Below are 12,465 nucleotides of genomic sequence, written 5' to 3'. Positions count from 1 at the left end.
CCGCTCACCGTGGTGAGCGGAGGCGCGTCGTCGATGTCAGACGAGCCGTGACGCGGCGGCGGCAATCCGCTCATCGGTGGCCGTCAGGGCGATCCGGACGTGGCGACGCCCGGCCTCACCGTAGAAGTCTCCCGGTGCCGCGAGAATCCCCCGCTCGGCCAGCCAGTCGACGGTGGCGCGGCAGTCCTCATCGCGGGTGGCCCACAAGTAGAGCGACCCCTCGGAGTGGTCGATCCGGAATCCCGCGGCCTCCAGTGCGGGTTTGAGCACCGCCCGCCGTGCCAGGTAGTGCTCCCGCTGGGCCGTCACATGGTCGGTGTCGGCCAGCATCGTCGCCATCACCGCCTGCACCGGCCCGGACACCATGAGCCCGGCGTGCTTCCGGACGGCGAGCAGTTCGCCGATCAGCGGCGCGTCCCCCACGAGGAACCCGGCCCGGTAACCGGCCAGATTGCTGCGCTTGGACAGGGAGAAGGCGGCGATCAGGCCCTCCAGGCTGCCGCCGTTGATCGCCGGATCCAGCACGGAGACGGGTTCGGCCTCCCAGCCGAACTCGCCGTAGCACTCGTCGGAGGCCAGCGCCGCCCCGGTCGAGCGCGCGGCGTCCACCCACGCCCGCAACGCGTCGGGGGAGAGGATCGCACCGTGAGGGTTGGCCGGGGAGTTGATCCAGATCAGGGCGGGGCTGGCCGCCGCGGCCTCGGCGGGATCGTCGGTGGCCAGCACCGTCGCCCCGGCGATCAAGGCACCCACCTCGTAGGTCGGGTAGGCGGTGGCCGGGATGACGACCGTGTCGCCTGCCCCGATCCCGAGTTGGAGCGGCAGCGCGGCGACGAGTTCCTTCGTCCCCACGACCGGGAGGACCTGGTCGTCGCGCAGCGCGACCGCATGCCAGCGCGATTCCGCGTAGCCGCGGATGGCGGCACGCAGGGCCGCCGTGCCCCACACCGTCGGATAGCCGGCCCACGCGGGGGCCGCCTCGGCCAGCGTCTGCACGGCGGCGTCGGGGACGGGGTCGACCGGTGTTCCCACGGACAGGTCGCACAGGCCGTCGGGGTGCGCCTGGGCGCGTGCCTTCGCGTCGGCGATGGTGTCCCAGGGGAAGTCGGGCAGGCGCGCCGACAGCGGGGGGTTCACTCGCCCTGCGGCGGGAGCGCGACGATGGCCGGGTGGTCGCCGTCGATCTTGCCCATACGGGCGGCACCGCCCGGCGAACCGATCGTGTCGAAGAACTTCACGTTGATGTCGTAGTACTCGGACTGATCGGCGGGGACGTCGTCCTCGTAGTAGATGGCCTCGACCGGGCACACCGGCTCACAGGCGCCGCAATCCACGCACTCGTCGGGCTGGATGTACAGCATCCGGTTGCCCTCGTAGATGCAGTCGACCGGACACTCCTCCACGCACGCGAGATCCTTGACGTCGACGCACGGTGACGTGATCACGTAGGTCATGAAAACTGCTCCCCTAGATTGGTGACTGCCCGTGTCAGACAAGACGGGTTTACTCTACAACTCGCGTCGGGAGGAACCATGCAACACGATGCCACCTCGACGGTGTCTGCCCTCACCCCACCGCTGCAGCCCGGCGAGCGCGTCAGCGCTCTGGTGACCGGCCCGCACCGACCCCCCACCGAGGTGCTCGGCTTCGTCACCGACCTCACCCCCGAGACGCTCACGCTGATTGATCGGCGCGGCGCGCTCCACACCGCCTCCCACGCCGAGGTGGCGGCACTGCGACGCGTCCCGCTCGCCCGCGGACGCCGGCCGCAGTCGACGCCGCGCGACCTCCTCGACGCCCTCGCCGAACGCGCCCAGGCCCCGGGCACGCCCTGGGTCGCGCGGATCACCGACCTGCTCGCCGGGCTCACTCCCCCCGCCACCGTCCCGCCGTGGGGTCCCACGGCCTCCTTCGCCGACGCCGACGCACGCGCCGAGGGGGAATGGGTGACGGTGGCAGGCGGAACGCTGGCGTCGTGGCGGGCCGCGGCGTGGTGGGCGACCCGGATGGGAGCCCGCAGCGTCCAGGTGCGAGTGCCCGGCGCATGCATCGGTGACGAAGCCCTGACCGAGGCCGGCTTCACCCGGCTCTGACCCGCTGCGACGCCTCCACCATGCCGGACGCATAGCTGCGTCACAGGTTGACCCCATCGTGGTCACAGCGGCGTGCCCGACGTTGGTGACGTACCACTCGAACCGTCATGCACGCACCAACTCGCCCGGTGATGCGCGCACCCAACCGTCGTGAGGAAGGCCGCCCGTGAGCCGCAGCGCACCCGTGAGCGAAGACGAACCCGCAGCCGAGGAGGCACCCGCAGCCGGGGAGCCACCCACAGGCCGTCGACGCTGGCGCTGGCGGCCCACGACTCGCCGGGGCTGGATCATCGCCGCCCTGGTCACCGCGCTGGTGCTGGGCGGCGGGGGCGTCGGCACCTGGTGGCTGCTCGGCCGCTCGCAGGGGCCGACGACCACGACGCGCACGCTCACGCTCGAACCGACCACGCTCAAGCAGACCATCAGCGCGACCGGCACCCTGGAACCGACCCGCACCGCGAACCTGACCTTCTCCAGCTCCGGCACCGTGACGGCGGTGAACGTCGCGGTCGGGGACACCGTCACCACCGGGGAGTCCCTCGCCGCGATCGATCCGGCGTCGTTGCAGATCGCGCTGGCCTCCGCGAGAGCGGACCTCACCGCCGCCAAGGAAACCCTCGCCGACCTGCAGGACAGCGACGGCAGCGCTGCGGCCATCAAGTCCGCGACGGCCACCGTCCAGGTGAAGACCAACGCGGTGACCCAGGCCGAGAGCAACCTCGCCTCGGCGACGCTGACGGCGCCCTTCGACGGGGTCGTCGCCGAGGTGAACGTGGCCACCGGCGACCAGGCCGGCTCCTCCTCCAGCAGCGGTTCGACCGCGGCCGGGGGATCCGGATCCAGCGGTTCCGCGGCAGCCGGCGGAACGGGGACGAGCACCTCCTCCAGCACCTCCAGCGCGGCCATCGTGGTGATCAGCCAAGGCACCTACACGGTGTCCACCTCGGTCTCCAGCAGCGACATCGCCTCGGTGAAGAGGGGCCTCCAGGCCGAGATCACCGTCTCCGGAGTCGAGAAGGCGATCTACGGAACGGTGTCGTCCGTCGCGGTCAACGCCAGCGCGGACAGCACCTCCTCCACGGCGTCCTTCCCCGTCACCATCGACGTCACCGGCACCCAGGACGGCCTGTTCGCAGGGTCCAGCGTGACCGCGCAGATCGTCACCGCCCAATACACCGACGTGATCGCCGTCTCCGCGACAGCCCTCACCCAGACCAACGGGGCCACCACCGTCAGCAAACTGGTCGACGGCGTCGCCACCCCGACCACCGTCACCACAGGCGCCACCGTCGATGGTTCGGTGATCATCACGCAGGGGCTCGCCGAAGGGGACCAGATCCAGGTCACCACCGCGAGCGGTCGCAGCAACACCAGCACCGGAACCGGCACCCAGAGCTCTGACGAGGGCGCCCCCAGCATGCAAGGCGGCTACGGCGGGTCGGGAGGCTTCCAGCCCCCGTCGGGGCAAGGCGGCATGTCGGGCAGTGGGATGGGGCCGAACCGGTGAGCGTCCTGGAACTGCACGACGTGACGAAGACCTACAGCAACGGGACCCTGGCCGTCCAGGCCCTCGCGGGGATCACCCTGAACGTGGATCCTGGTGAGTACGTCGCCATCATGGGGCCGTCCGGATCAGGAAAGTCGACCCTGATGAACATCCTCGGCTGCCTCGACGTCCTGACCACCGGCACCTATCTGCTCGCCGGAGACGACGTCGCCGACCTGGACGACGACCAGCTCGCCGACATCCGCAACCGCAGCATCGGGTTCGTGTTCCAGCAGTTCAACCTGCTGCCCGCCCTCCCGGCCTGGCGCAACGTCGAACTGCCCCTGCTGTACGCCGGGGTGCCCGCCGCGCAGCGCCGCGAGCGCGCGCACGCGGCCCTGGAACGGGTCGGGTTGGCCGAGCGCGCCGAGCACCGCCCCGGAGAGCTGTCCGGCGGCCAGCAGCAGCGCGTCGCCGTCGCCCGCGCCCTCGCCTCCGAACCGGCGCTGATCCTGGCCGACGAGCCGACCGGCAACCTGGACTCGCGCTCCACCGCGGACGTCCTGGGCCTGTTCGACGAACTCCACGAGTCCGGACGCACCATCGTGCTCATCACGCACGAGGCGGAAGTCGCCGAACGCGCCCAGCGCGTCCTGCACGTCCGCGACGGCCGCCTCACCGACGCCGCTGGGGCGGGTGCCCGGTGAACCTGCGCCAGACCATGCTGATCGCGCTGGAGGCCGTCCGGCTCAACCGCACCCGCTCCCTGCTGACCATCCTCGGGATCATGATCGGCATCGCCTCGGTCACCCTCACGGTCGGCCTGGGACTAGGCGCCCAACAGCAGGTCAAGGATCAGATCAGCGCGCTGGGCAGCAACCTGCTCATCGTGTCCCCCGGATCCTCGACCTCCGGCGGCGTCCGAGGAGGGTTCGGGAGCGCCACCACGTTGACCAGGGCGGACGCCGAAGCGCTCTCCACCGCGGAGGTCGCCCCCAGCATCGCCGCCGTCGCACCGGTCGCCTCCACCAGCCAATCGCTGGCGGCCGGGGACACCACCTGGACCTCGCAGGTCGTCGCCGCGACCCCGAGCTGGACGAACGTGCGCAACCGGACAGTGACGATCGGCCGGTTCCTGACCGACGCCGACGTGACGGATCGGGCCCGCTCGATCGTGCTCGGTTCCTCCACCGCAGAGGAACTGTTCGGCGTCTCGCAGATGGCGATGGGCCAGACCGTGACCATCAACGGCGCCGACTTCACCGTCGTCGGTGTGCTGGCCGCCACCGGTTCGACGTCGTCCACCACGAGCGAGGACGACACGGTGCTCATGCCGTGGACGACCGCCGCCACCACCGTGGGCACATCGGCGTCCACCGTCTCGACGATCTACCTGAAGGCCAGCGACGAGTCGCACCTGAGCGCCGCCTACCAGGAGGCCACCGCCGCATTGACGACCCGGCACGGCCTCACGGCCTCCGACACGGCGGACTTCAGCATCACCACCCAGGAGTCGATCGTGTCCGCCGCGACCGCCACCGACCGCACCATGACCATGCTGCTGGGCGGCGTCGCGGCGATCTCGCTGCTGGTGGGCGGCATCGGCGTCATGAACATCATGCTGGTGAGCGTCTCCGAACGCGTCCGGGAGATCGGCCTGCGCAAGGCCCTGGGCGCCAAGCAGGCGGTCATCCGCAACCAGTTCCTCATGGAGGCCGCCGTCCTGGGCCTGACCGGCGGGCTGGTGGGGCTCGGCATCGCTGCCATCGGTGCCGCGGTGCTGCCGCTGGTGCTCGATCAGCCGGTCGTCCTGGCCTGGTGGGCGATCGCCGGATCGTTGGTCATCGCCGTCGGCGTCGGCCTGATCGCCGGGGTGTACCCGGCCAGCCGCGCCGCCCGGCTGGCCCCCATCGACGCCCTGCGTCGCGAGTGACTCTCAACCCCGACTTCGACAAGGAATCAGACATGCCCAAGCTTCACCGCCCCGTGGCCGCCGTGCTGGCAGTCACCGCGGGACTCGCCCTGCTCACCGGCTGCTCGACGGCCTCAACCACCGCGTCCTCGGCTGCTGGCGTCCCGGCGTCCGGCAGCCCGTCAGGCGGCGGACAGCAGCGTGAGCCCGGCACCTCCGGACTGATCGCGCAGGTCTCCGGAACCACCTTCCAAGTCCAGGGAACCTCAGGGCAGACGGCCGTCACCTGGTCCGACGCCACCACGTTCACCCAGCAGGTCTCCGGGTCGGCCGCCAGCATCACGACGGGCCTGTGCGTGTCCGGCATGGGTGAGCAAGCCGACGGCAATGCGACCGTGACGGTCACCCGGCTCACCGTGACCCAGCCGGTCGACGGTGCATGCGGTCAGGGCTTCACCGGTGGCGGGGGCGGGCAGCCGTCCGCTGGAGCAACCCCGCCCGCGGGCGCGACCCCACCGGCCGACGGCCAAAGCGGCGATCGCCCCGCGATGCCGTCCGGTGCGCCTTCCGCAGACGCCTCCGCCGGCCCCGCAGGCGGCTCCGGAACGATGATCAACGGGACGGTGACCGCCGTCGATGGCTCGACCGTGACGCTCACCCAAACCGAGCGCGACGGCACCACCAGCCCGCTGACGGTGACGCTGGCCGCCGACGCGACCGTCACCGTGACCCAGGACGCCAGCGCGTCCGACGCGAAGGTCGGGTTGTGCGCCCTCGCCCAAGGCGAGACCGACTCCACGGGGGCCGTCGCCGCGACGTCGATCCGGCTCAGCGAGGCGACCGACGGCTCGTGCACCACGAGCGGGGGCCGCCGGTGAACCGCCGCACGCGATTCGCCGTGACAGGGCTCGCCGCCCTGGTGCTGGCCAGCGGCGGGGTATGGCTGTGGGCCCAGCCGAGCGCCGCCAGCCAACTCGTCACCGGCGCGGTGACCTCCGGCGATCTGACCCAGACCGTGTCCGCCACCGGGACCGTCAGCGACCAGGGGACGGCCTCTGTCTCGTTCCCCACCGCGGCCACCGTGACGGCAGTGCAGGTCGCGGTCGGGGATCAGGTCACCGCGGGGCAGGTGCTCGCCACGCTCGACACCACGGCGCTGCAGTCCGCCCTCGATGAGGCCGACCTCACCCTCGCGGAGGCGAAGGAATCGCTGACCCAAGCGCAGGACTCCTCCACGACGACCGCGAGCACCGGGTCGAGCACCTCGTCGGGGTCCGCAGCCGGGACCGCATCCAGCGGGTCGGCCGCGTCCTCCTCGGGGTCTCCCTCCTCGACGAGCGCCACCACGGGCGCCGACTCCGCTGCCGGCGCGAGCCCCAGCAGCGGCACGCTGGACGTCGCGGGCCTGGCGAAGGCCAAGGAGAAGCTCGCCACCGCGCAGGCCTCCTATGAGACCGCGTGGAGCAACTTCGGCGCGGCGCTCGCGTCCACCACCACGACGTGCTCGGTCCCCGCAGACGACGCCGCGACGCCTAGCCCGACCGCCTCTGCGTCGGCCAGCGTCTCGGCAACCCCGTCGGCCAGCACCTCGGCGACTCCGTCGGCGACCGCCACATCGACCGGAACCGCCACCGCGTCGGCCACGCCCAGCAGCACCTCGGCTGGTCCTAGCGCCTCCGCCAGCCCCAGCCCCTCGGCCAGCGAGGAGGCATCCGCGAGCGCCTCACCGGACCCCAGCGGCACCGCCACCACGCCCACGCCCACCACGACCGCCAGCGCCACGGCCACCCCCAGCGCCACGACGACGCCGGCCGCCGTCGCGTCGGCCACGGCCAGCGCCTCCCCCACCTCCACCGGCTCGCAGGGGGCGGGATCCGCATCCTGCGTATCGGCACTCGAGGGCCTGGCCGGCATGGAGGACGCGGTGTCATCCTCGCGGGAGCTCCTCAGCGCCGCCGTGGACGCGCTCGTCGCCTGGGCAGACGACGCCGCCTCGGGCCACGCCTCCTCCGTTACCGCCGGATCGGGCGGCGCGGCCACGGGCGGTGCGACGACCGGAACCAGCAGCGCAACCCAGCAGGCCTCCGCCACGAGTCCCGCAGGCACCGCCGCGTCATCGTCGAACGGGTCGGCTCAGACGGGCGGCAGCACCGGGAGCGCCTCGGGCGCCCGGACGCAGACCACGGTCGCGCAGGCCGAAGTCTCGGTGGAGGAAGCGCAGTTGGCGCGCACGAACGCCGCCCTGGCCCTGGAGCAGGCGACCATGCTCGCCCCGGCGAGCGGAACGCTGACCGCGTTCCCGTTCGTGGCCGGCGAGCAGGCCTCGACCGACGACGTCGCCACCGTGCGGACGCTGGACGCCAAGGCCATCTCCGTGGACATCGCCCAAGCAACGATTGCCTCGGTCAAGGCCGGTCAAGAGGTGGCCGTCACGTCCGCGACCGGCAGTCACAGCGTCGGGGTCGTGTCCCGGGTCGGGCTGCTGGCCTCCTCCACCTCGGGGACGGCCACCTGGCCGGTGAGCATCACGGTCGCCTCCCCCGATGGAAGCCTGGCCAGCGGGACCACCGCGGGCGTCGTCATCACCGTCGCCGAGGCGTCCCAAGCGACGCTGGTGCCCGTCTCGGCGGTGACGCTGACGAGCACCACGCGGGGCACCGTCACCGTCATCGACGGCGGGTCGACGACCACGAAGGACGTCACCTTGGGCATCAGGGGTGCGACGCACCTCCAGATCACGGACGGCCTCAGCGTCGGGCAAAAGGTGAAACTGGCCGACCTGGGCGTCGCCCTCCCGACCTCGTCGTCCACCTCGAGCACGCGCACCGGAGGTTCCCAGACCAGCGGGTTGAGCGGGCTGTCCGGGTCCGCTGGAGGGCAGATGCCCGGCGGCACCCCACCCCGCTGACGCCTCGCGCCCGGCCGCGCGCACTCTCCTCTGCGCGCAGGCCGGGCGCGACGCGACCCGCGGCTAGCGCTCGATGCGGTCGGCCCGGGCGGCCGGGTTGGTGCATGTCACAGCCTGCAACGTGTTGTACGTCCAGGTGAACGGCTCGGTCTTGACGAGCTGACCACCCTGATAGAACAACCGGTTGTAGTCGACGCGGAAGCCCTGCATGGAGCTCTGCGGGCTGCACACTGCGGCATCGCTTTGGATCGCGGCCCCCGGCGAGCGGAACTCGCTCTGCACCGGGTCGGAGGCCTTGACCTCGTCGTAGGTCTTGGTGGACCACACCTTCACCGTCACGGTGCCCTGGCCGCCCACCTTCGGGTTGTTGGTGTAGGCCTGCAGCAGGACGCCGTACTGGCTGTTGTTCTTGAACTTCATGTCGACCGAGACGTAGTCCAAGGTCGCCTCACGCCCCATCGGGTAGCGGCTGAAGTACAGCGAATGCGGTTTGTGGTACACGTCTTCGAGACCCGCGAAGAAGATCGCGTTGAAGGTCGTGGTGGTCGTCTGCGAGATGCCGCCGCCCATCCGCTCGACGACCTTGCCGCCGTCGATGGCGCCACCGGCCATCCAGCCCAGGGCGAGCGTCCGGGGGCCGAGCACCTTGTTCATCGAGAAGGTCTCCCCCGGCTTGACCAGCACGCCGTTGACGAGGCCCGCGGACTTGCCGATGTTGTTGACCCGGTACGCCGTCGCGGGGAAGCTCGTCGTGAACTCGCCGGTGACCTCCTTGATGCCGAGCTTCTCGGCGTCCTGCGTCGTGAAGGACGCCTGCAGCGGGCCGGTCTCCACCGAGGCCACCCGGTCGGCGGTCTTGGTCATCGTCGCCGACACCGCCGTGGCCAGGCTGTCGGCGGAAACGCCGTTGCCGTCCGTGGAGGGGACCACGGTGGGGCGCCCGTCGGTGAAGGTGAAGCTGGCGTCCTTGGGCTCGGTCATGCCCAGTTCGGTGAGCCGCGCCTCGGAGGCCTGCAGCAACGTGGCCGAGTTGAGGCGGGGCACCAGCGCGCCGTCAGCCGCCTCAAAGGTGAGGGCTGACCCGATGGTCTGCGCAGAGACCTCGAGGGTCTTGTCGCCGAGGGAGAGGGTGATGGGCCCCGACAGCGCCGGGTCGGCGACCTGCGTGCGGGCGTCGTTGGCCTCCTGGGTGGAGACGTCGGGGTCGACGGCGCGCAGGGCCGCCTCGACCTGGGTCGAGGTCAGGTAGTCGCGTTGCAGCGTGACGATGGTGGCGTCCAGGTCGAGAGCGCGGCCGGCACTCGCGTCGGTCACGGTCGGTGTGCCCTCGACGATGGCGAGCTCCGCGTTGGCGGGGTCGACGTGGGTGGCGCTGCTCAGATCCCCGAGCGCCGACTCGGCGGCCGCCCGGTCGACGCCCACCACGGCCGACTGCTCCCCGCCACCGGTCAGGTTCTCCCAGATGACGCGGGGATCGAACGACTTGCCACCGCCTGCGGCCCGCACCGAGGCCGCGTAGTCGACGGCGAGGCCGAGTTCCTGCGGCGTCCGGGTCGTGCTCTGATCGGCCGCGGTCAGCGTGATGGGATCGGAGGATCGCTGCGCGAGCTCGGCGGTGAGCTTCGCTTCCGCCTCGGCCGGGGCCAGGCCGCCCACGTCGACGCCCGCGATGGTCGTTTTGGGTGCCAGCGTGTTGCCCGACAGGGCGTAGCCGACGCCGTAGGCGACACCGGCAAGCACCACGACACCGGCCGCCACCCCACCCAGGATCAGGCCGCGGCGGGGACGCCCGCCACCTTCGGGTCGCGCGCTCTTGGTTTCGGCCATCGATACTCCTGCGTCGGCGTCACTGCGGTCGCTCCATGGTAGGTGCTGCCCGGAGACGCGGACACGCCCGCTCACGCGCGTCCAGGACACTGTGACCAGGCTGTGAGCAGACGCGACGGTGCCCCGCCCGCGGACGGACGGGGCACCGGTGACGGACTCAGGCCAGCGCAGCCTTGGCCGTGGCGACCACCGCATCGGTGGTGACGCCGTACTTCTCGAAGATCGTCGGGCCCGCGGCGGAGGCGCCGTACTGGTCGACGCCGACGGCCTCCGTGTTGGCACCCAGAAGGTCCTTCCAGCCGACCGTGACCCCGGCCTCGACCACGACCTTGGGCAGCCCGGCGGGCAGCACCTCGTCGCGGTAGTCCTCGGTCTCCGCCTGGAACCACTCGACGCACGGCAGCGACACGACGCGCGCCGGGACGCCCTCGGCCTCGAGCTTGGCGGCTGCGGCGACCGCGATCTCCACCTCGGAACCGGTGCCCACCAAGACGACCTGCGGAGCCGCGGAGGCCTCCTTGAGGATGTAGCCGCCGCGGGCCACGCCCTCAGCCGACGCGAATCCGGACCCGGGGGAACGGTCGTAGGTGGTCATGTTCTGCCGGGACAGGATGAGGGCTGCCGGCCGATCCCAGTCGTTGAGGATCCGCACCCACGCCTGCGTGACTTCGTTCGCGTCGCCGGGGCGCACGACGTCGAGGCCAGGCATCAGCCGCAGGCTCATGACGTGTTCGACGGGCTGGTGGGTGGGGCCGTCCTCGCCGACGCCGATGGAGTCGTGGGTCCACACGAACGTCGTCGGCACGTGCGACAGCGCGGCCAGGCGCGGCGTGGTGCGCATGTAGTCGGAGAACACCAGGAAGGTGCCACCGTAGACGCGGCTGAGCCCGTCCATGGAGATGGCGTTCATGATGTTGCCCATGGCGTGCTCGCGGATGCCGAAGTGCAGGGTCCGGCCGCCGGGCGCGCCCGCGAAGGTCTCGCTCGACCGGTCGGCGGGCAGGAACGAGGGCACCCCGGCCATCGTCGTGTTGTTCGAGCCGGCCAGGTCAGCCGAGCCGCCCCACAGCTCGGGCACGGCGGTGGCCAGCGCGCCCAGCACCTTGCCGGACGCGGCGCGGGTCGCCATCGATCCGGGCTCGAAGACGGGGAGCTGACCGATGAGGTCGGCCGGGGCCTGCTTGCCCAGGACGCGGTCCAGCAGCGCCGCGCGCTCGGGGTTGGCCGCCCGCCACGCCTCGAACCGGGGATCCCACGCGGCGTGGGCCGCCTGAGCGCGCTCCGCGGCGTTGGCCCGGGTGTAGGCGACGATGTCGTCGTCGATGGCGAAGGGGGCATCGGCGAAGCCGAGTTCCTGCTTCAGCGCGCTGATCTCGGCGCCGCCGAGCTTCGCGCCGTGGACGCTGTGGTCACCGGCCTTGTTCGGCAACGGCCAGCCGATCACCGTGGTCACCTTGATAAAGGACGGCCGGTCCGTGACGGCCTTGGCGGCCTCGACGGCGTCGTAGAGCTCAGCGACCTTCTCTTCGTAGGTGGTGAACCCGTTGGTGAAGTCGACGTGCTGGACATGCCAGCCGTAGGCGGCGTAGCGGGCCTCGACGTCTTCGGAGAAGGCGATCTTGGTGTCGCCCTCGATCGAGATGCGGTTGTCGTCGTAGAACAGGATCAGGTTGCCCAGCTCCTGCGTCGCGGCCAGCGAGGAGGCCTCACCGGAGACGCCTTCCTGCATGCAGCCGTCACCGGCGATGGCGTACACGTAGTGGTCGAAGACCGAGGTGCCAGGGGCTGCGGTGGGGTCGTACAGCTCGCGGCTGTGGCGCGCCGACATGGCGAACCCGACGGCGTTGGCGACGCCCGCCCCGAGCGGACCGGTGGTGGCCTCGATGCCTGCGGTGTGCCCGAACTCGGGGTGGCCGGGAGTCTTCGAGCCCCACGTGCGCAGCGCCTCGATGTCGGACAGTTCCAGGCCGAAGCCGGCCAGGAAGAGCTGGTTGTACTGCAGGATCGACGCGTGGCCGGCCGACAGGACGAAGCGGTCACGGCCGAGCCAGCGGGGCTCGGCGGGATCGACGTTCATCACCTTCTGATACAGCAGGTAGGCCAGCGGGGCCAGCGAGATCGCCGTCCCGGGGTGACCGTTGCCGACCTTCTCGACCGCGTCGGCGGCGAGCACCCGCGCGGTATCTACCGCGCGGTGGTCCTGCTGGGTCCAGGTGAATGCGGTCATCAACACTCCTCG

At 71.4% G+C, this 12,465-nt stretch carries 10 protein-coding genes; 6 read left to right on the top strand and 4 right to left on the bottom strand.

Going from position 1 to position 12,465, the window contains the following annotated elements; genetic code table 11:
• Positions 1 to 36: 36 nt before the first annotated feature.
• Together dapC and fdxA are read right to left on the bottom strand one after the other, a co-directional pair.
• A complete protein-coding gene (gene dapC / locus V7E09_RS01395) occupies positions 37 to 1,137 on the bottom strand; it encodes a succinyldiaminopimelate transaminase (protein ID WP_324510263.1) in 1,101 nt (366 codons plus the stop codon).
• Positions 1,134 to 1,454, bottom strand: coding sequence for a ferredoxin (gene fdxA, locus V7E09_RS01390; protein WP_324510262.1), 321 nt, complete (start codon positions 1,452 to 1,454; stop codon positions 1,134 to 1,136). Before fdxA ends, dapC begins: the two co-directional genes overlap by 4 nt.
• Positions 1,455 to 1,532: 78 nt before the next feature.
• Between fdxA and V7E09_RS01385 the strand changes: the two genes are divergently transcribed.
• The 6 genes from V7E09_RS01385 to V7E09_RS01360 all read left to right on the top strand — a co-directional run bounded on the left by V7E09_RS01385 (position 1,533) and on the right by V7E09_RS01360 (position 8,399).
• Positions 1,533 to 2,093: a hypothetical protein gene (locus tag V7E09_RS01385; protein ID WP_324510261.1), complete on the top strand. Its 561-nt coding sequence runs from the start codon at positions 1,533 to 1,535 to the stop codon at positions 2,091 to 2,093.
• A 166-nt stretch (positions 2,094 to 2,259) separates the two neighbouring features.
• Positions 2,260 to 3,600, top strand: a complete 1,341-nt coding sequence (locus V7E09_RS01380) for an efflux RND transporter periplasmic adaptor subunit (protein WP_324510260.1) — start codon at positions 2,260 to 2,262, stop codon at positions 3,598 to 3,600.
• Positions 3,597 to 4,286: an ABC transporter ATP-binding protein gene (locus V7E09_RS01375; RefSeq protein ID WP_324510259.1), complete on the top strand. Its 690-nt coding sequence runs from the start codon at positions 3,597 to 3,599 to the stop codon at positions 4,284 to 4,286. Before V7E09_RS01380 ends, V7E09_RS01375 begins: the two co-directional genes overlap by 4 nt.
• A complete protein-coding gene (locus V7E09_RS01370) occupies positions 4,283 to 5,512 on the top strand; it encodes an ABC transporter permease (RefSeq protein WP_324510258.1) in 1,230 nt (409 codons plus the stop codon). The genes V7E09_RS01375 and V7E09_RS01370 overlap by 4 nt, the downstream gene beginning before the upstream one ends.
• A 32-nt stretch (positions 5,513 to 5,544) precedes the next feature.
• Positions 5,545 to 6,369, top strand: coding sequence for a hypothetical protein (locus tag V7E09_RS01365; RefSeq protein ID WP_324510257.1), 825 nt, complete (start codon positions 5,545 to 5,547; stop codon positions 6,367 to 6,369).
• A complete protein-coding gene (locus tag V7E09_RS01360) occupies positions 6,366 to 8,399 on the top strand; it encodes a biotin/lipoyl-binding protein (RefSeq protein WP_324522928.1) in 2,034 nt (677 codons plus the stop codon). The genes V7E09_RS01365 and V7E09_RS01360 overlap by 4 nt, the downstream gene beginning before the upstream one ends.
• 63 nt (positions 8,400 to 8,462) lie before the next feature.
• Here V7E09_RS01360 and V7E09_RS01355 read toward each other — a convergent pair whose 3' ends face one another.
• Both V7E09_RS01355 and tkt read right to left on the bottom strand, forming a co-directional pair.
• The gene (locus V7E09_RS01355) at positions 8,463 to 10,226 is read right to left on the bottom strand and encodes a VanW family protein (RefSeq protein ID WP_324510255.1); all 1,764 of its coding nucleotides are present in this window, start codon (positions 10,224 to 10,226) and stop codon (positions 8,463 to 8,465) included.
• Between the two features lie 157 nt (positions 10,227 to 10,383).
• The gene (gene tkt / locus V7E09_RS01350) at positions 10,384 to 12,456 is read right to left on the bottom strand and encodes a transketolase (protein ID WP_442956814.1); all 2,073 of its coding nucleotides are present in this window, start codon (positions 12,454 to 12,456) and stop codon (positions 10,384 to 10,386) included.
• Positions 12,457 to 12,465 lie beyond the last annotated feature (9 nt).

The organism is Propioniciclava sp. (assembly GCF_036744435.1).
Taxonomy (GTDB): Bacteria; Actinomycetota; Actinomycetes; order Propionibacteriales; family Propionibacteriaceae; genus Propioniciclava.
Note: the sequence above shows the minus strand (reverse complement) of the source record. Positions and strands in the feature narration are given on the sequence as shown.